Annotated in this window: 15 protein-coding genes and 1 riboswitch; of the genes, 11 read left to right on the top strand and 4 right to left on the bottom strand. The window is 41.7% G+C overall.

The genetic code is table 11. The annotated features are described in order from the left end of the window. Positions 1–3 precede the first annotated feature (3 nt). Genes C2M33_RS17885 through dapA form a run of 3 tightly spaced genes read right to left on the bottom strand, consistent with a single transcriptional unit; the run spans position 4 to position 2848 of the window. Complete coding sequence (locus tag C2M33_RS17885; RefSeq protein WP_105175081.1) at positions 4–1209, bottom strand: PLP-dependent decarboxylase; 1206 nt, start codon at positions 1207–1209, stop codon at positions 4–6. Then, positions 1209–1949: a 2,3,4,5-tetrahydropyridine-2,6-dicarboxylate N-succinyltransferase gene (locus tag C2M33_RS17880; protein WP_063701551.1), complete on the bottom strand. Its 741-nt coding sequence runs from the start codon at positions 1947–1949 to the stop codon at positions 1209–1211. Before C2M33_RS17880 ends, C2M33_RS17885 begins: the two co-directional genes overlap by 1 nt. 14 nt (positions 1950–1963) lie before the next feature. Next, positions 1964–2848: a 4-hydroxy-tetrahydrodipicolinate synthase gene (gene dapA / locus C2M33_RS17875; protein ID WP_063701553.1), complete on the bottom strand. Its 885-nt coding sequence runs from the start codon at positions 2846–2848 to the stop codon at positions 1964–1966. A gap of 137 nt (positions 2849–2985) precedes the next feature. Beyond that, positions 2986–3182, bottom strand: a riboswitch (Lysine riboswitch). Between the two features lie 183 nt (positions 3183–3365). Between dapA and C2M33_RS17870 the strand changes: the two genes are divergently transcribed. The 10 genes from C2M33_RS17870 to C2M33_RS17830 all read left to right on the top strand — a co-directional run bounded on the left by C2M33_RS17870 (position 3366) and on the right by C2M33_RS17830 (position 18258). Next, the gene (locus tag C2M33_RS17870) at positions 3366–4061 is read left to right on the top strand and encodes a DNA-3-methyladenine glycosylase I (RefSeq protein ID WP_105175080.1); all 696 of its coding nucleotides are present in this window, start codon (positions 3366–3368) and stop codon (positions 4059–4061) included. Positions 4062–4069: 8 nt separating this feature from the next. Further along, a complete protein-coding gene (locus tag C2M33_RS17865) occupies positions 4070–5482 on the top strand; it encodes a protein adenylyltransferase SelO (protein ID WP_105175079.1) in 1413 nt (470 codons plus the stop codon). A gap of 467 nt (positions 5483–5949) precedes the next feature. After that, entirely contained in the window at positions 5950–7020 is a 1071-nt protein-coding gene (locus tag C2M33_RS17860) for an OmpA family protein (protein WP_063701559.1), read from the top strand. A 293-nt stretch (positions 7021–7313) separates the two neighbouring features. Further along, positions 7314–9911 (top strand): bifunctional aconitate hydratase 2/2-methylisocitrate dehydratase, encoded by a 2598-nt coding sequence (acnB, locus tag C2M33_RS17855; protein WP_063701561.1) that lies wholly within the window; start codon positions 7314–7316, stop codon positions 9909–9911. A 212-nt stretch (positions 9912–10123) separates the two neighbouring features. Further along, a complete protein-coding gene (locus tag C2M33_RS17850; protein ID WP_233999246.1) occupies positions 10124–10930 on the top strand; it encodes an autotransporter outer membrane beta-barrel domain-containing protein in 807 nt (268 codons plus the stop codon). Then, positions 10930–11064, top strand: a complete 135-nt coding sequence (locus C2M33_RS21425; RefSeq protein ID WP_267894582.1) for a hypothetical protein — start codon at positions 10930–10932, stop codon at positions 11062–11064. The genes C2M33_RS17850 and C2M33_RS21425 overlap by 1 nt, the downstream gene beginning before the upstream one ends. Then, the gene (locus C2M33_RS17845; protein WP_105175078.1) at positions 11064–12065 is read left to right on the top strand and encodes a hypothetical protein; all 1002 of its coding nucleotides are present in this window, start codon (positions 11064–11066) and stop codon (positions 12063–12065) included. The genes C2M33_RS21425 and C2M33_RS17845 overlap by 1 nt, the downstream gene beginning before the upstream one ends. Before the next feature lie 108 nt (positions 12066–12173). Continuing rightward, positions 12174–16178 (top strand): PKD domain-containing protein, encoded by a 4005-nt coding sequence (locus C2M33_RS17840; RefSeq protein WP_105175077.1) that lies wholly within the window; start codon positions 12174–12176, stop codon positions 16176–16178. Between the two features lie 199 nt (positions 16179–16377). Beyond that, complete coding sequence (locus C2M33_RS17835) at positions 16378–17010, top strand: 2OG-Fe dioxygenase family protein (RefSeq protein ID WP_063701569.1); 633 nt, start codon at positions 16378–16380, stop codon at positions 17008–17010. A 9-nt stretch (positions 17011–17019) separates the two neighbouring features. Then, positions 17020–18258, top strand: a complete 1239-nt coding sequence (locus tag C2M33_RS17830) for a cysteine desulfurase-like protein (RefSeq protein WP_105175076.1) — start codon at positions 17020–17022, stop codon at positions 18256–18258. Between the two features lie 139 nt (positions 18259–18397). Here C2M33_RS17830 and C2M33_RS17825 read toward each other — a convergent pair whose 3' ends face one another. After that, on the bottom strand, positions 18398–19102 hold the full coding sequence (locus tag C2M33_RS17825; RefSeq protein WP_105175075.1) for a 2OG-Fe(II) oxygenase: 705 nt from the start codon (positions 19100–19102) through the stop codon (positions 18398–18400). 36 nt (positions 19103–19138) lie between these two features. Here C2M33_RS17825 and C2M33_RS17820 point away from each other — a divergent pair, with 36 nt between their 5' ends. Further along, a complete protein-coding gene (locus C2M33_RS17820) occupies positions 19139–19537 on the top strand; it encodes an acyl-CoA thioesterase (protein ID WP_105175074.1) in 399 nt (132 codons plus the stop codon). Positions 19538–19591 lie beyond the last annotated feature (54 nt).

The following is a 19591-nucleotide window of genomic DNA, read 5'->3' as shown; positions in this document are numbered from 1 at the left end:
TGATTACCTTAAATAATAGCTGGCATCTTCAGCGCTACGGATGCACTCAATATTGCCTTGTTCAAGGATGTATTCAGCCGCTAATTCGTGGCATAGAAAGTACGGCATACTTTCGGTAAAGCCATACGCGCCACATTGGCTGAATACCAACCAGTCTTGCTCATTTAAATCGCTCGCTAATTGGTGCTCACCTAAGCAATCAAGGGCGGTGCAAAGTGGCCCGTATAAAGTCATTGCTGCAGGCTCAGCCGTCGATTCGCGTAGTAACGATGCAGGAAAATCTTGGCTTGTCACAGCTGGGCGAAGTAAATGGTTAATACCGCCTGATAAAATGACCTGCTGTTGATTGTAATTTACTTTACGCTCAACAACTGGCGTTGCGTAATGGCCGCATTCGCCCACCGCATAGCGGCCAAGTTCCATCCAAAGCTCATTAACACCGGCATCTGCTTTTATGCTCGCTAGGGTCTCGATAAGTGCAGACCAATCAAGTCGGTTAGCATCTTGAGTATAAGGAATGCCTAAGCCACCCCCTAAGTCGAGAATATTAAGATTAATGTTTAATGAGCGTGCTAGCTGTTGCAGTGGCGCAATCATCGCGCGCCATAGCTCGGCGAGCTTGTCAGTGCTCAGCATATTGCCCCATTGGAAAATATGCAGACCATCAAAGCTAAGAGCAGGGTAATCACTTGCAGTGAGTGCTTGCCACTCATCACAGCCCAAACCAAAAGGGGTAAGGCTATCACCACCAAGTGGGTTCTTTTCGCTGTCTGGCCAACGAAGTTGTACACGCAATAGAACTTGCAGCTGACAATTTGCTTTTGTTGCTTGTTCGTTTAACCAGCGAACTTGGTTAATGCTCTCGGCCACAAAAGTACGTACGCCGCGAGCAATAAAATGTGAAATTTGTGCAGGGCTTTTTGCAGGCCCTGTGTTGAGCACGCGCGCGCTATCGATGCCTTGGGCAAGTACTTGCTCAAGTTCACCTTTACTTGCAACATCAAAGTTAAACCCTGCGCTGTCTAAACATTGAATAATGCGAGACAGTGGGTTGGCCTTAACGGCATACCAAAGTTTTACATCGGTTTGTGCAGTCAGTTGATTTAAATGTGCAGTTAATTTATCTAAATCATAGATAAAAAATGGCGTATCAAGATGCGTTGAAACTTGTTCAACCGCTTGCTTGATAGGCGTGCTCAAAAAGCTCATTAACGTAAAACCTCTTCTAACAGTAATGATGCATCGCTTTGTTCGTCACGGTATTTCACGATCAATGCACACGACATGCTTAGACCTTGTTCACGACCCCATGCATTTGAAGCTGGACGAGAGCCTGGGATCACAATCGCGTTTTCTGGAATTGCTTCACCTTTGTCTAGCTGGCGCTCGTTAACGCAATCGTAGACAGGAATGGTTGCCGATAAGCGAACACCCGGCGCAAGTACAGCACCTTTTTTCACAACCACACCTTCAACAATAACGCAGCCTGCACCGATGAATGCGCCATCTTCAATAACCACAGGGCTGGCACCAATTGGCTCAAGTACGCCACCTAATTGTACTGCCGCACTTAGGTGAACATTTTTACCCACTTGTGCACATGAACCCACTAATGCGTGGCTGTCGACCATTGTGCCTTCGTCGATGAATGCGCCAATATTTACATACGCTGGTGGCATGATAATGGTGCCTTTGGCAACGTGTGCGCCACGACGAACACTGCTACCACCTGGTACCATACGCACGCCTGCATCTGCTGCAAAGCCTTGTGGTGCTAAGTTGTGCTTATCAACAAAACCACCCGGGAACTCGGTATTTGTACCATTCTTAAAGGCTTCTAAAATGCCTTGTTTAACTTCAACATTGGCGTGCCAGTTGCCGTTCTCGTCTTGTGTTGCTGCGCGAACTTCGCCTGATTCTAAGTTGTTTAATAATTCTAACCAGCTCATGATAAAACCTGTTTTTAGTTCCAAGATAAAATTGTGTTGTTTGCGTGGGTGATGCTGTCTGTTTGCTCAAGCTCTAAATGTGTAAGCGGCGGACGTAAATGCGGGGTATTTATTTTACCTTGCAGGTGCATCAGTACTTTTACGGGGATTGGATTTGCTACAGCGAATAAACTTTGGATTGCTTGCGACCAATCGGTGAATAGATTTGGGTATTGACCACTTAAACTGCGTTTAACAAACTCATGGGTTTGAATCGGCCAAGCATTCGCGGCAACCGAAACTAAACCTTTGGCACCCGCTTGAGCAAAATACGGCATAAGTGCATCATCGCCACTGAAAATGGCTAATGTTGGTGATGCCGTTCTAAAGCCTTCAAATTTGCTAATGTCGCCACTGGCCTCTTTTAAAGCCCAAAGGTTTTTGTGTTCAGCAAGGTTTTTGATCACCTGCGGTGAGATCTCAACTGCGCTACGTCCTGGTACGTTATACAACATACAAGGGTGATGGCTTGCGTTGAGTAGGCTTTCAAACCAATGTGTTTGGCCAACAACCCCAGGTTTTGCATACAGAGGTGAGCCCAATAGATAGCCATGAATAGGTAGTTGGTTGCAGTATTCAACCCAAGCAACTTGTTGCTTGAGGTTCATGCCGCCCACAGCAACCATGAGTGGTACAGTCGGTGCTAATTGGCAAACATGCTCAACAATGGCTTGTTGCTCTTTGAGTGAAAGCGCCAGTCCTTCACCGGTACTGCCAAGCAATAAAATGCCGTTATTTGCATCTTGCTGCTCAGCGACCAGTTGTTCAAGGGCCGTGTAATCGACCTCGCCAGATTCAGAAAATGGCGTGACAAGCGCTGTCCATAATGGATAGTCGTTTAAATCAAAATTGTTGATCATCTCTCACGAACTTATAAGGTATTCGAAGAGTTTATGCGGGAGCAATTGAATGGAGCCGCATGTCGTCATTCGAACAAGGTATAATTCGAAGAGCGAATGGGCTTAAAATAATAAAGACGCAACGGCCTTATTATACTAAGACCAGAAGCTCTCCACCAAACTAATCAATAGCGTTTTGCTATTGTTGGTGACAGTCGCTGGGATTCAGCCCAGTCGCCCGAAATAAGCACCTCACAAACGGTGTTACTTCTCGGCGTTAATTCCCCTCACGTATGATCATCAGAGTCTGTGCTCTTCCCATACGCTACCTGAATAACGCACCTCTTCCAGCCCTTTATGCTCGCTTTAAAGGTTAAAGCCAACATAGTTAAATAGGGTATTGGCGGCGATTAAAGCATTTTAGCCATCTAGGTGTCAAGGCGAAGGATTTGTTTTTTAGTGACCGATTTTGCAACATGGTTACGTATAACCGTGTTTTTACGTACACTTAGCGTTAACCAAATAAATTGGAAAAATGATGGAAAAATTCAACGATATTTATCAACGAGCCGTATCTCGAAAGGGCAGTGAAGAAATGCTGCATGCGCTGTTATCAAACCCGCTCGATGATACTGATATTGCCAAAATGAATGACGATTTATGGTTAGAAGAGTTTACGCGTAAAGTATTTCAAAGCGGCTTTTATTGGTCTGTAATCAATAATAAGTGGGCTGGTTTCCGTGATGTGTTTTGGGATTTCAGCGTAGAAAAATTATTGATGATGCCACCGGATATGCTTGAGCAAAAGGCCAGTGACGAACGTATCATCCGAAATTTCAAAAAAGTACAAACGATCCCTGAAAATGCGTACATGATCCACGAAGTTGCTGAGAAACATGGCAGCTTCAGTCAATTTATCGCAGATTGGCCAACTGACAATATTATTGGTCTGTGGGCTTATCTTAAAAAACATGGCGCTCGATTAGGAGGCAACACTGGCCCTTACGCTTTGCGAGCGCTTGGTAAAGATACCTTTTTGCTTTCTCGCGATGTAGAAGCCTACTTGCGTGCCCATGAGTTGATTGATGGCGGCTTACAAACTAAAAAGTCATTACAAGCGGCGCAAGACTTCTTCAATGAATTACAACAGCAAAGTGGCTACAGCCTGCAGGCACTTAGTCAGCTCGTGGCTTATGGTGTAGGTGATAACCGCGTAGGTGTCGCAACACGTTAAGGACAGTTATGAAACTGCAAACTCGATACACAGATATTAGTGAACTACTTGCGATTAAAGATATGCCTAGCGCCGTTGCTGAGCCGCAATTGCTGCTCTTCAATGACAAGCTCGCTGATAATTTTGCGATTAATCACGACAGCGAATTTTTAGCTAAATTGTTATCTGGTTCAACGATAGATAACGACGTTGCACCGGTTGCACTTGGTTACTCAGGTCATCAATTTGGTCATTTTTCACCGCGTCTTGGTGATGGCCGAGCACATTTGCTTGGCGCTATTGCAGATAAAGATGGCACATTGTGGGACTTGCAGCTAAAAGGCGCTGGAGCAACAGTATTCTCGCGCGGTGGTGATGGTCGCTGCGCCATAGGCCCAGCAGTACGAGAGTACATCATGAGTGAGGCGCTTTATGCGCTTGGCATCGCAACTACACGCTGTTTAGCTGTGGTTACAACTGGTGAAACGGTATATCGTCAGCCACCTCGCCCGGGTGCAGTTGTTACTCGCCTAGCTAAAAGCCATATCCGTGTTGGCTCATTTCAATACTTAGCCACACAAGGGGATATCGAAGGGCTAGAAAAGCTCGTTGATTACGCAATTAATTGTCATTTTCCTGACATTAGCAGTACGGGTGAAAAACGCTACATTGAATTTTTAACTGCCGTACTCGATAAGCAAATTGAGCTGGTTATCAGCTGGATGCGAATTGGCTTTATACATGGCGTGATGAATACCGATAATACCTTGATTAGTGGTGAAACGATTGACTATGGTCCTTGTGCGATGATGAATCAGTTTGACCTAGACACGGTGTTCAGTTCAATTGACCATCAAGGACGTTATGCATTTGGTAATCAACCCAATATTGCCAATTGGAATATTGCACGTTTGGCTGAAAGCTTAATTCCGTTATTTGCTGATCAAGAGAGTGCCGTCGAAAAACTCTCGCCGGTAGTGAATGGCTTTGCAGCTAAATTCAATGATGCATTTAATACTATGTGGCAGCAGAAATTAGGATTAGCAGGTCAGCAAGAAGGCGATCATGCTTTAGTTTCAGAATTGCTGAGTTTAATGAAACAACATCAGCTTGATTATACCAATACTTTCAATGCGCTTACTGAATCTTTAGTGAGAGACTTTGCCATTGATTCTCAACTTAAAGGGTGGGTTTCAAAATGGAAGTTAAGAACATCTCCTGAAAGTTACAGCACAATGCGAGCTGTTAATCCTGCAGTCATTCCACGCAATCATAATATTGAAATGATCTTGGCTGAGTATGAACAAACAGCTCAAAGCGTTTCACTTGATGAGTTTATGAAAGTCATCAAAGCTCCATATAAGTATGAGGAACAATTTGCTGCATGGTATCAACCTCCGAAGGAAGGTGATTGTAATTACCAAACTTTTTGTGGTACTTAAGGGTTAATCTTTATGGTTGATAACAATTGTAAATGCTCATTTTTTAAAATCTAAGTGTTCGTTGATTGAGCAAGCTAGCCGCCAGTGTTATGATTTATATCAATAAAATAGCACTAAAGTTTTGCTTTTTAACGAAAATTTACAAATAAAGTTGCTTTCAACTTGTTGATTTAAAAATAACCAATATAATAATGTAATTGGGAATGGACTTTTATCGGTTTTGAAGTCAGTAGATTGGGCTGAAAAGCGGCTTTCACCTAATCATAACAAAGCGATCTAAAGGCATTGTTATGCAAAGTTATTTAGATAACCTATTATTGGGTAATTGACTGAAATTACTCGGCAAGATTTTTGTTCTGTACCGAGTTCGTTAAGTTTTGATTAACTATTAGTCGACTACTCTGTTTAAACTGATTGAGCTGGTTCAACTTAGCTACAATTTTAATTGTGAAAATGGGAAGGAAACAATGAAATTAAAATCACTTACTATTGCTTTAGCACTTGCTGCAACTAGTGCTTCAAGCTTCGCTGCCGAAAAGCAAGGTTTCTACATCGGCGCATTTGGCGACTACTATGACGCATCTTGGGAAGACGTTCGTGACTTTTCAGCTGGCGGCCTAAATGTAGATGATTCTACAGGTTGGGGCTTAGAGCTTGGTTATCGTTTCAGTGATTACTGGAGCGCTCGTTTAGAATACGCTGATATGGATTTCGACTACAGCGTAGATTTAAACGATGGCACTACAATGAGTGGTTCTGAAAGCGGCAAGCGTTACGGTATCGACGCTTTATATCACTTAGGTGGTGGTCCATTCTACGGTATTTTCGGTCTTAAAAATCTTGATGCGGTTGACGAAGATCTAATGTTCGCAAACGTGGGTGCTGGTTACCAACACTACTTCACAGATAATTTCGCATTTAACGCTGAAACATCTTTATACCAAGGTCTTGACCGTGGTTACACAGATGTTGGCGCTAAATTAGGCCTAAGCTACATCTTTGGCGCACAAAGCTCTGCTTCAGAGCCAGTTGAACCTGCTCCAACAGTTGTTCCTGTTGCAGTTGAGCCAGTTGATAGCGATGGCGATAACATCCCTGATGCTGATGACCAATGTGCAAACACGCCAATGACTGACGCTGTTGATGGCACTGGTTGTACATTATATGAAGATCGTGAAGTAACTAAGAGCTTACTAATCACGTTCCCTAACAATACTTCTAAAGTATCTCAACAATACTTAGATGATATTGACCGCGCTGCTAAGTTCTTAAAAGAGCACCCAGGTACTGACGTAGTACTTGAAGGTCACACTTCATCAGTAGGTAAAGCTGACTACAACAAGTGGTTATCTAAGAAACGTGCTGATGCCGTTGCTAAGAAACTAATCGAAGACGGTATTGACCCAATGCGTCTTACTACTGTTGGTTTAGGTGAAGAACGCCTTAAAAACCCTGCAAATACGCCAGAAGCTCACGCTGAAAACCGTCGTGTTGAAGCGAAAGTAACTGTAATTGAGCGTGTTAAAGTAGAGCGTTAATCTAACCCTTTACGAAAATTTTAAAAACCCAGCCTAGTGCTGGGTTTTTTTATTTCTAAGACTTAAAGTAAGTAGATAGGAATGATTCTTAATAAATATTCATTTGAATAGCGTTTTTTTCTAGTACTATTCATGGTATTTATAGTGAATATAAAGTGCCTAACCACAGCATGGATTTTCATCTATACTTAAAAGCTTTATAATTAACCGTCAGAATACTATAAGTACTGGGTCTTAATTGGTATTTAGCTTAATACTACCGAGTACTTTCACGTCACCAAGAGGGCAATATTGTGCTACAAGAATATCGTAAACACGTAGAAGAACGTGCCGCGTTAGGTATCGTACCAGCGCCACTAGATGCTCAGCAAACGGCTGATCTTATTGAATTAATCAAAAACCCACCGGCAGGCGAAGAAGAGTTCATCGTTGATCTTCTAGTTAACCGTGTACCACCGGGTGTTGATGATGCGGCTTATATTAAAGCTGGTTTTTTAGCTGCAGTTGCAAAAGGTGAAGCGAGCTCTCCACTTGTATCAAAAGAAAAAGCAGCTGAGCTACTTGGTACTATGTTAGGTGGTTACAACATCGCACCTATGATCGAGCTTTTAGATGACGAAGCGTTAGCACCAATCGTTGTTAAAGGTCTTTCAAACACATTATTAATGTTCGACGCTTTCTACGATGTAGAAGAAAAAGCGAAAGCAGGTAACGAATTTGCTAAGCAAGTGATCGCGTCTTGGGCAAATGCAGAATGGTTTGTAAACAAGCCTGCAGTTGCTGAAAAAATCTCAGTTACCGTATTCAAAGTAACTGGTGAAACAAATACAGATGACCTTTCTCCTGCGCCAGATGCTTGGTCACGTCCAGATATTCCATTACATGCTTTAGCTATGCTGAAGAACGAACGTGATGGTATCAACCCTGAAAAACCAGGCGAAGTTGGTCCAATCTCACAACTAGAAGAGCTTAAAACTAAAGGTTTACCTCTTGCATACGTGGGTGATGTAGTTGGTACGGGTTCATCTCGTAAATCTGCAACTAACTCAGTACTTTGGTTCATGGGTGATGATATTCCTTTCGTACCAAACAAACGCGTTGGTGGTGTATGTTTAGGTGGCAAAATTGCTCCTATCTTCTTCAATACAATGGAAGACTCTGGTGCATTGCCAATCGAGCTACCTGTTGATGAGCTAAACATGGGTGACCAAATCGATATCTTCCCTTACGAAGGTGTTGTAAAGCGTCACGGTACTGATGAAGTAATCTCTACTTTCTCTCTTAAATCAGACGTAATTCTTGATGAAGTGCGTGCTGGTGGTCGTATCCCACTAATCATCGGTCGTGGTTTAACTGACAAAGCGCGTAAATCTCTAGGTTTAGAAGCAGAAGATATCTTCCGCAAACCAGCTCTAGTTGAAGATTCTGGTAAAGGCTTCACATTAGCGCAGAAGATGGTTGGTAAAGCATGTAACATGCCTGGCGTACGTCCTGGTCAATACTGTGAGCCGAAAATGACAACTGTTGGTTCACAAGATACAACAGGCCCTATGACGCGTGACGAACTTAAAGACCTTGCGTGTTTAGGTTTCTCTGCAGATTTAACAATGCAGTCTTTCTGTCATACATCAGCTTATCCTAAGCCAATTGACGTAAACACTCACCACACACTTCCTGATTTCATCATGAACCGTGGCGGTGTATCTCTGCGTCCTGGTGACGGTGTAATCCACTCATGGTTAAACCGTATGTTATTACCAGATACAGTAGGTACTGGTGGTGACTCACATACTCGTTTCCCTCTAGGTATTTCATTCCCAGCGGGTTCAGGTGCGGTAGCATTCGCAGCAGCAACAGGTGTAATGCCTCTTGATATGCCTGAGTCAATCTTAGTACGTTTCAAAGGCGAAATGCAGCCAGGTATCACATTACGTGACCTAGTACATGCGATCCCTTACTACGGTATCAAAGAAGGTCTTCTTACAGTTGAGAAGAAAGGTAAGATCAACGAATTCTCTGGTCGTGTACTAGAAATCGAAGGTGTTGAGCACCTAACAGTTGAGCAAGCGTTCGAGCTTTCTGATGCATCAGCTGAGCGTTCAGCTGCAGGTTGTACAGTTAAACTTTCTAAAGAGTCTATCGCTGAATACCTTGAGTCAAACATCGTAATGCTTAAGTGGATGATCTCTGAAGGTTACGGCGATGTTCGTACTATTGAGCGTCGTATCACAGCAATGCAAGAGTGGTTAGCTAACCCTGAGCTTATGGAAGCTGATGCAGATGCAGAGTACAAACACGTACTTGAAATCGACCTAGCAGACATCAAAGAGCCAATCCTTTGTGCACCAAATGACCCAGATGATGCGCGTCTTCTTTCAGACGTTACTGGCGAGACAATCGACGAAGTATTTATCGGTTCGTGTATGACTAACATTGGTCACTTCCGTGCTGCAGGTAAACTACTAGATGGTTACAGTGGCCGTATCCCAACTCAACTTTGGGTTGCACCACCAACGAAGATGGATAAAGACCAACTTACTGACGAAGGTTACTATGGTATCTTTGGTCGTGTAGGTGCACGTATCGAAACTCCAGGATGTTCACTGTGTATGGGTAACCAAGCGCGTGTTGCTGATAAAGCAACTGTTGTGTCTACTTCTACGCGTAACTTCCCTAACCGTCTAGGTACTGGCGCAAACGTATTCTTAGCATCTGCAGAACTTGCAGCAGTAGCAGCAATCCTAGGTAAATTACCTACACCTGCTGAGTACCAAGAGTATGCAGCTAAGATCAATGCAACTGCAGCTGATACGTATCGCTACCTGAACTTCCACCGTATGCCTCAATACACTAAAAAGGCAGACCAAGTAATCGTTCAGCAAGCCGTATAATTAGTAATAATTTAATTTACTAGTATAAAAGCCCGCATTTAGCGGGCTTTTTTATTAAGTTTTTGTTCAGTTTGGTTTGTAAAATTAATACATTTGTCTACACTGATTGTTGTGAAAAGTTAACAGTTGTAACTTTGTGTTTAATGTTGTAACCAAGGAAGGTAAGCATCATTTCTTGGCTGCATAGATTTTGCAAATCAAGGAATTGAACAATGAAAGCACTTCTTCTTTTACTCCCTCTCAGCGGTTCGGCTCTTGCTGTTAACCCCTCTTTTAGCGAAGTTCGACTCGGTTTTGAAACGATTAGCTACAGTGAAACACTCAATGATGTAGCGGGATTTGGCAAGCTGAGTCAATCAATTGATGTTACTAACCCCGCAATACGACAGATATCATATACAGGGATTGATGATACATGGGGCTTTTATATTGAAAGCGCAGCAACAATTTCGACTGAAATTGAAACTGAAACTTGGCACTTGGCTGAGTTTGGCGATATTCAGGAAAATGCATTTAAAACGAAAGCGAATGAGATCGGTTTTAAAGGCGCATATAACTTTTCAAAAGCCATACAATTCACCCTAGGTACCAAGTTTTTTACGTCGAGTTTTACACGTTCAAATTTTGCCTTTGTGCAGCCTGGTGCAGCTGCATTTGATGAGGCACTAATTGCTATCTCAGCAGATCCCGATAACCCAGCACGTTTTACCTTGCCGGGTATGAACAATGCAAACAATATAGGTGACCAACAAGACTACAATTCTCAGCTTCGACCTGTGGTCTCTGTGTCAGAAGATCAAATGGGTATCTTGCTTACTTTAGGTGCTCGTTACGATAGCCGTTTAAAAGACAGTTTTAATAAATACAGTTGGTATGCCGAAGCTGAGCTGAGTACGCCAATGTACTCAGAAATTCAAAACACCCAATTTGAAACAACCACGCTTACCGACAGCTTTAATGGCTGGGGAGTGTTGGGGAGAGTGGGACTGCGTTATCAAATAATGTCGCATATTGCTTAATGGGCGGTATTGATGCGCAATACAAGTCTCGCGATATTGTGACCAAGAATCTTGAAAATGGTCAACGTCTGCGCGTGCCTGAAGTTGAATATAGTAATGTGTCATTTGCCGTTGGTTTACAGTGGAGCTATTAATGAACAAGTTAGTCATTGTTAGCTCGATATTCATTTGTGCTTTATCTGGATGTAAAACTATTGATTCTGTACAGCAAGATTTAGGTTCTCTAGCTAGTAGTATTACCGGCGAAGAAGCAACACCTGAGCAAATACGTGCAGCATTTGATAAAGCCCAAAGTGTCTTCCAAGAAGCCCTTAGTGCTTATAATCAAATAGATGCAGATAACCTAGCGCAATTTGATGAGGAGCGTGTAACTAAGGCTCGCAAAGTATGGGCGGTGCTAGAACCTGAATTTAATGAACTACGGTTAGCTCCTGAATATGCGCTAAAAAGCGCGTCACTATTTTCATCGGATACAGTTTCAGATGAAATCATGTCTCAAAGTCAGGAAGTCATTTCGTTGGTTGCTGAAGCGCAGCTTGCTAAGCAAAGGATCACTTCTGTTTTACAGCCAATAAGAGATGAGTTTGCAATTTTAGATCAATTGGATGCGGAAACCTCTTATGAGAAGCGTTATCGAGAGCTAGATAAGCAACATCAGCAATTAAAGGAAATGCTCATCGATGGACAAGAGCAACAAGTTGCTGAATATGTACCTAAGCTATTAGGACAACTCATTGATTTAGAAAAAGACGCCGTTGTGCAGTTTTATTTTTCTCAGTATATCGAAAAAATTTATGCACTAGCTAATTCCAAAAAAGTCGATATTTTTCCGACTGTTTATCAGGACGTTCGCAAGCAATTAGAACAAGGCGAAGCATACAGCAAAGCGAACTATCGTGAGTACGAGCAAATTAAACAACAAGCAGCATTATTGTCACTGCAAATAGATCGTATTGATAGCCTCTATGCTGAGTACTTGGAGCAAAAAGCGGCTATTGATAAAGACACCGTTGAAGCACACATGCTGAGTCTAGAAAGTGAAATTTATGCACTGACTATGGCAGCAGGCTTAGGTGACCTTAGAGGCCTGCCATTCCAAGAGCAGCTTCAGCAAGTAAGAAAAGCAATTAATTGAGTAAACCAAGAGCCACAGTTCGCTGTGGCTTTTTATCAACGTTAAGGGATTTAGCGTTTAAATAGCTAAGAGTTTCCCTGCTATAAGCGAATGTAATGGAGTATAGATATGTTAATTCAAAAGCGGCTGTTAGCCGCGGTTTTTGGTACCTTATTTTTAGTTGGATGCGGGGGAGGTGGAAGTAGTGACTCTGGAACTAAACCAGATCCTGTAGACCCCGTTAATCAAAGTCCAACAGTTTCTATTAGTGCTGACTCAGAGGGCACAGAGCAAACCTCATTTAAATTAAGCGCCGTAGCTGGTGATAGCGACGGTAGCATTGCTTCTTATAGTTGGACATCTGATGCTAGTTTTGATTTTGCACAAAGCGGTGGCTTAACAAGCGCAGAAGCTATTTTTCAAACACCTGATATAGATGCTGATACAACTGTTAACTTCACTGTCACTGTAACAGATAACGATGGGGCAACAGCTTCAGCAAAGCATAGCGTTATATTTAAACGAAATGTATCAACAGTGACAATTACCGGGATAGTAACGGATCAACCAATTGCTAATGCAGAGTTAGAGATTAATGTCGGTAGTGATGTCTTTTCGGTCAATGCAGATCCAACCGGGCGCTATACAATAGAGCTTGTTGTGGACGAATCTGCAAGTGAAAAGCTTGTGCTGGTTAAAGCAAAAGGTCTTGATAGCACCAATCCTGGGGTTGTTTTCGTTTCACAGTTAAGCTCAATTCAAGCGTTATTGGAACAGGCTGGTGAGGATAATACGCTTGATAGTGAAGACAACTTTGGCGTCAACATCACGAATGTGACGACCGCAGAGTATGCGCTTTTAACGCGTAATAATGAAGAACCTCAATCTGTCGAAGAGCTAAACGCAGCGTTACTAAATGTTGATGCTGATGAAAAAATCCTATTGGCAACTCTTATCAAAATCATCGTGGATAATGCAGACTATGTTCTCCCTGAAGGCGTAGAAAATACACTCGATCTTGTCAGTGACGAAGATACCGCTAAGAGTTTTGAAGATGAAGTAAATGAGAAAGATCCTGATCTCATTGAAGAGACGAAAGAAGAAATTAAAAAAGATGAAAACTTAGTTTCTGATAGCGATGAGCCTATTGTTGGTGATTTTATCGTTAACTCACCTCGTTATTATAACAATGATGCATATCACCTTGTCCTGGCAAGTGACGGTACGGGTGAACTTAATGCAAATACAAGCTCAACACTGACAATGAGTAAAGAATCAGGAGTGTATACTTTAGCATTGGCAAATAGTGTAGTGACTTACACTGATGAATATAACGATGGCAATGAATCTTATATTGCGCAAACAAAATTAACAGATATTAGTTTTCAAGTTTTAGCAGAAAACGAGGTTTTCAGAACGATTGAAGTAACTCAAACCACACAGCGAACATTGGACTACCAAAATGGTAGTGAACCCGTTGTGGAGCCTTCAAGTACTCGAACCTATACAACAAACCTGATTGATAAAACTAAAACAATAGCACTAAACACTGCTGAGTTAACAGAAAACACATGGATTTTAGACCTCAGAGACAATGATTACGATTCTGCGTCATCTGATGATGAACCTGAAACTTTACGCTTTTATGCCGATGGTACAGGAGATGTAACGGGTGAAAGTAGTGAGGTATTTAGTTGGGTACTCAATGATACTAAGTTATCTATTAGTTATGATGAAAATGGTGAAACTGGGCTAATTGAGTTTTGGTTCACGAAAGCCCTCTCTGCGGGCTATCAAGTTGTAGCATTAGACACTAGTTTTGATGAGCCAAGTAATACATTAACAGGCTTAATGATTAAAAAAGCGAATGTAACAACAACCGATGAGGATATTATTGGTCGTTGGCATGGTTTTGTTGGTACTTCTCAATCTTATGATTTGAATATTTACCCTGATGGTAGTGTTGCTATTGGTTTAGGTTATTCAAGTTTCCAAGGTCATATTGAAGATGGCAATTTCTCTAGAAAACGCTTTTATTCAGAAACATATGGTCTTGTTTCAAGCTGTGATGGCTTTGCTGATGACTGTTACCTTGAAAGTGAAATGCAACATGAATTCATTAACATTATTGGTAGCACCTATTACATTATCAGAACGCTAACTTATTACACTATGGCTGGTGAGGCATATGATGAAGTTAAATCGGTATTCATTTATGAATACAGTAAAGACTTGTCATACTCAGCCTTTACTGAAGAGCTATTAGAGGGTTCTATTTTATTTTATAAAGATGATAGCTCTTCAGATGCGATTTACATGCAATATAATGACTTAGGTGAAGTAGAGTATGTTGTCAGTTTTGATGGTGTTGAGCATATAGCAACGTTCAATGATGGCGTATTAAGCTATCAAGTTGATGGTAATACGTGGTTTGTTGAACTGGTTTCTGCGGATGAAAATGCTGTTACTATTTGCCGATACCAACAAGGAAGTAGTTGTTCAGCTGATACGCAAATTAGTTACTTACCTAAGCGCCCTAAAGTAACCTTAACTGTGAATCCATCTCAGAACGGTAACCTCTCACCTACCAGTCAAACTTCGTATTGGTACCAATATGCATCTTTCGTAATTAGCCCTGATGAAGGGTATGTTATTGACGAAATTACAGGATGCGAAGGATATATTGAAGGAGGCTATTATCTTGTCTATACCACAGGTGCTGATTGCGATATTACCGCAACGTTTAAACCTGCATTATTAGCTTCTGGCGAGTATATTTTAAATAACAGTGATTTATATAATGCACCAGCCTTGGGCTTATTACTAAATGCGGATAACACTGGCGCTGTAACTCTCAACGGTAGTTCAAATATCAACTGGTATGAAGTTGATGATCACATTGAGTTATCACCTATCGATAGTATCGTTGTAGAAGAATATATCTCTTTCCCTGATGGTATGACTGAGGTTCAGTATCGAACTGAGATCAGTTACGCTGAGTTAATGCCAATGGCAGAAAAAGGGCTTAATTGGCATTGGCTAACAGTTGAATATAGCTATTACGAGAATGACGTTTTAGTGAATACCAGCTCTGAAAGTTCCAATGTTTATGCTTTTGCTGATGGCGATGAAATTGCTGTTGCTAGTGATGATGTCGTAGGGCAATGGGCAGTAAGCGCAGAACAAGGAGGAGTGCTATTAAATATGCAGATCAATGCTGACGGAACGGGCTCTTACATAGATATTTTGAATGATGAGCAAGATACGTTTAGTTGGCAGATCATTGATAGCAACTTAGTACTTAATCACAACAGTGATAATTCAACAGATACTCTCTACTTCACTAAAAATATCAACGTTGGTTACCAATTCTTAGACCAGGGTAATGATAGCGAAGGGGATTATGTAGATGCAGGCATGTTTGTTAAACGCAATGAAGTAGCCATTAATACAGGTAATTTTTCTGGTCGTCATCGATTTAGAGAGGGTCATGATCTTGATTCGCATTGGAGTGAAATCCAAATTTATGACGATGGTGAAATCTTCTTTACCTTTAGTACAAGTTCATATCAGGGAAGCTTTGTTAATAACCGCTATATTAGAAGGCTTTATGTAGATACTAGCTCTGGAGGTTGGGAAACAACTGACTTCTGTGATACTAGCTTAGATACATGTTTCCTTTATGGTGAGTTTGTTTACAAGCTAATTGCTATTGATGGAGCCCGATATTTTGTCGAACGTACTGTGGCGTTCGATGGTAATGGCACTGGGGTGCTAGAAAAATCATCTGCACATCTATATGTACATGATTATGCTAGTTCAACAGCAGTTGATAAATTCTACGACTACGACTTATATAGCTTCACTTTATATGAAAGCGATGGCACAACATGGTCATTAAGTGAGCAGGATTATAATGAAGATAGTCAGTCTTACGATTACTCACTGACGATTGGAGATCAAAGTATCACGGGTGTTCAATTGGTTGATGGTAAATTGTCATTTATTGAAAATGGCCAAGACACGCTGCTTGAGCTTATCAGTAACAATCGTACCGAACTCGTTTTCTGTAAGTATTTAGCAGGTAATAGTTGTCAGTCACAAGATCAAGTTTCCCTTTCTATGAGCAATTAAACGTGTAGTAAATTGTGCAATCTAAAACAGCCACATTTGTGGCTGTTTTTATTTTTTAGATTAAATATTCTAAAAGCCAAGTGTAACGATCTTAAAATTATGCATTATGCCTTGCTGGTTTACATAAAAACGCAAAAATTCCCCGCTAATTGAATTAAAATCCTCGCCAATATTCTCAACGTAATAAGGCGAGATCGAAATGACTACATTAAACAACCAGAACCTTTTACAACTTCGTTTTGTAAGCCAAGCGCATATTGATGCAGTAAAGCCTTCGTTTGCTAACCTACCTGCTAACCCATACGCAGATGGTGAATTTCGTAAACGTCGTTATTCAGTCATTAAAGTTGTTGATGGTGAATTAAAACTACAACCAACAAAAGCATTCGTGCAAGATGACTCAATCAATACCTTTCAGGGTAATGTAGAGCGCACGTATGAGAACCTTGAAGATAGCTTATTAGCGACGGATGGCATGAAGCAAATCGTTAATCAGTTCCGTGATATGACAGGTATTAGCGATGATCGCGATATAGAAATTCATCAATTTAGAATGCTTGCGATCGACAGCGACACACCTGCTGCGCCAGAAGGTGTTCACCAAGATGGTTTTGATCACGTATGTGTATGTGGTGTATCACACGAAAACCTAGAAGGTGGTGAGCTACTTGTTTACGAACACCAACAAGCTGAACCATGTTTCAAGATGGAAATTAAAGACGGCATGTTCGCACTGATTAATGACCGTGAAGTATGGCACAACGCAACGCCAATGAATAAAGTAGACGCAAGCAAAGAAGGTTACCTTGATTGCTTCGTACTCACTGCTTAAGGGTAACTCATGAACTTAACGCAATTACGTCGCCAATTCCCTGCACTTATGCAACAAGTTGCAGGACAGTCACCTATTTTCCTTGATGGCCCGGGTGGCTCTCAAGTGCCACAGTCAGTCTTAAGTGCTATGACTGCTTACTTGGGTTACTACAATTCAAACTTAGGTGGTGCATTTTTCTCAAGTGACAAAACAGTCGAGTTAATGGCAAATGCTCGCCAAGCTGCAGCTGATTTATTAAATGCCCCATCTAAAGAGCAAATCGTGTTTGGTGCAAACATGACAAGCTTAACGTTCAGCTTTAGCCGCGCTATCTCGCGTGATTGGACTAATGATGATGAAATCATCGTTACCAATGCAGATCACTTCTCAAACGTATCATCTTGGCAGCAAGCTGCTGAAGATAAAGGCGCAACAGTAAAAACGGCTCTTATCAACGAAGCTGATTGCAGCTTAGATATGGCACATTTTGAAAGCCTTTTATCAAGCAAAACAAAGTTTGTTGCAGTGACGTATGCGTCGAACACGACGGGTTCAATTAATGATATTAAACGCATTGTTGAGCTTGCTCATGCGGCTGGTGCGTTAGTTTATGTTGATGCCGTTCATTACGCACCTCATGAGCTGGTTGATGTACAAGCGCTTGATTGTGACTTTTTAGCCTGCTCTGCATACAAGTTCTTTGGTCCTCACCTTGGTATTGTTTATGGTAAACGTGAACACCTTGAAGGTTTCACACCATACAAAGTTGAGCCGGCAAAAGATGTTGCGCCAGGTCGCTGGGAAACGGGTACGCAAAGTTTTGAAGCACTGGCTGGCTTAATTGCAGCTGTTGATTACATTGCTGCAATTAGTGAACTTGACGAAAGCCATTCACGCCGAGAAAAACTTGCGGCTGCATTTGCTATTACTAAACAACATGAAATGGCATTAAGTAAGCATTTCTTAACGCGTTTAGCTAATTATCCGCGTATCAAGTTATTCGGTATTGATGATTTAGATCGTTTAACTGAGCGTACACCGACTTTTGCCCTCACATTTGAAGGCATTGAGCCACGTATTGTGTCTGAGTTTTTAGGTAAGCAACATATTTGCGTGTGGGATGGTAATTTCTACGCCCAAGGCTTATGTAAGCAGCTAGGTGTATTAGAAACCGGCGGCGTAGTACGCATTGGTTGTATGCACTACAACACGATTGAAGAGCTTGATAAGGTTTTTGATTTATTTGATCAATTACTGGCAGGTTAAAGCTGAGTTGTTAGTTTTAATTAAGCTATAAGTTTTAAGCAGCCCGAGTGGGCTGCTTTTTTATGCTAACAAAAAGCGCGACATCAAACGTTGCACTCCTTCTACTAATAGCTTTAGCTTGGATTGTTAGCGCTTAGCATTAGGATTGTGGTTGGCCATAAATTTGCTCTGCGCGGTTGAATAAGACCCACGAGGTTAAAATATACTTATCATTTGAAACTGGCTTATTACCACGGTGCGTGTGGGTAAAATAGCCTGGCGCTACGACCATTGTGCCTTGTTTTGGTGATATTTTTCGTTGTTGATAGTAAAACTCAGTTTCACCACCTTCTTCTACATCATTTAAATAGAACATAAATAGCAGCACGCGATGCAGAGCTTCGTTGTGGCCAGCTTGCGGGTATACCTCACTATGCCAATAAGGGTAGCCACCTTTATTGATATCGTATTTCTGTGCTTGAATTGGACCCATGCGGAAAATTTGCTGCACGAGTAATGGCAATTGTGGTTTGCCGACTTCTTCAAAGTTATCTTGTGTTAGGTCAACAGGTTTGCCTGTTTGCGGATGGTAAACTTTTAAACCAAAGGCACCAATCATCATAAAAATATGCTCTTCAAGGTACTTGAAGATGTAACCTGCAGTCGTTTGTTGAACGTGTTTAAGTTGCTCAGCGTATTCAGGATGATTATTAAGGTATAAATCGCGGCTGTCTTTTTTCGCTAGATCCACTCCGCCTGAGGTAATGCCTTGTTTTAAATGCGGGCTTTGTTCAAATACCGTGATAAAGTTGTCGCAAAATTCTTTGCTGAGGGCGTTTTCGTATACGCGAATAAAGTCCGTCATGAGCTACCTTTAGTTTATATTTTTTATAGGGTTACTATGTTTACTGAAACTATCACACCACGCTTTAGCGAAACAGATGTGCTAGGGCACATCAACAATACCGTACTCCCTGTATGGTTTGAAGCCGCCCGAGCGCCTATTTTCAGGTTTTTTACGCCCGATTTAAACCCTTATGAGTGGAAACTGATCATTGCTAAAGTTGAAGTAAGCTTTGTCGGTGAGTTGTTTTATGGTCACGATGTCACAGTGAAAACCAGTGTTGAGCACATCGGCTCTAGTTCATTTGTACTGCGCCAAGAGGCTTGGCAGCAAGATAACTGCTGTGCCGTTGGTAAAACTGTACTAGTACGTTACGACTTTGCAAATAAATGCTCGCAAAAACTTGATGAGCAAGAAAGGGCTGGCCTCACAGCACATTTAATCGCTGAGGAATAACCCATTTTTTGCCGACATTTATGTGTGCTTGGGGTAAAATGCGCCTTCATTATT

Origin of the sequence: Pseudoalteromonas sp. T1lg122 (genome assembly GCF_002964825.1) — a bacterium.
GTDB lineage: Bacteria > Pseudomonadota > Gammaproteobacteria > Enterobacterales > Alteromonadaceae > Pseudoalteromonas > Pseudoalteromonas gelatinilytica.
This window is presented reverse-complemented; position numbering and strand designations above follow the sequence as displayed.

Coding starts and splice junctions, on each gene's coding strand:
- C2M33_RS17885 (WP_105175081.1), bottom strand. CDS start 1,209: ATGAGCTTTTTGAGCACGCCTATCAAGCAAGCGGTTGAACAAGTTTCA.
- C2M33_RS17880 (WP_063701551.1), bottom strand. CDS start 1,949: ATGAGCTGGTTAGAATTATTAAACAACTTAGAATCAGGCGAAGTTCGC.
- dapA (WP_063701553.1), bottom strand. CDS start 2,848: ATGATCAACAATTTTGATTTAAACGACTATCCATTATGGACAGCGCTT.
- C2M33_RS17870 (WP_105175080.1), top strand. CDS start 3,366: ATGGAAAAATTCAACGATATTTATCAACGAGCCGTATCTCGAAAGGGC.
- C2M33_RS17865 (WP_105175079.1), top strand. CDS start 4,070: ATGAAACTGCAAACTCGATACACAGATATTAGTGAACTACTTGCGATT.
- C2M33_RS17860 (WP_063701559.1), top strand. CDS start 5,950: ATGAAATTAAAATCACTTACTATTGCTTTAGCACTTGCTGCAACTAGT.
- C2M33_RS17850 (WP_233999246.1), top strand. CDS start 10,124: ATGAAAGCACTTCTTCTTTTACTCCCTCTCAGCGGTTCGGCTCTTGCT.
- C2M33_RS21425 (WP_267894582.1), top strand. CDS start 10,930: ATGGGCGGTATTGATGCGCAATACAAGTCTCGCGATATTGTGACCAAG.
- C2M33_RS17845 (WP_105175078.1), top strand. CDS start 11,064: ATGAACAAGTTAGTCATTGTTAGCTCGATATTCATTTGTGCTTTATCT.
- C2M33_RS17840 (WP_105175077.1), top strand. CDS start 12,174: ATGTTAATTCAAAAGCGGCTGTTAGCCGCGGTTTTTGGTACCTTATTT.
- C2M33_RS17835 (WP_063701569.1), top strand. CDS start 16,378: ATGACTACATTAAACAACCAGAACCTTTTACAACTTCGTTTTGTAAGC.
- C2M33_RS17830 (WP_105175076.1), top strand. CDS start 17,020: ATGAACTTAACGCAATTACGTCGCCAATTCCCTGCACTTATGCAACAA.
- C2M33_RS17825 (WP_105175075.1), bottom strand. CDS start 19,102: ATGACGGACTTTATTCGCGTATACGAAAACGCCCTCAGCAAAGAATTT.
- C2M33_RS17820 (WP_105175074.1), top strand. CDS start 19,139: ATGTTTACTGAAACTATCACACCACGCTTTAGCGAAACAGATGTGCTA.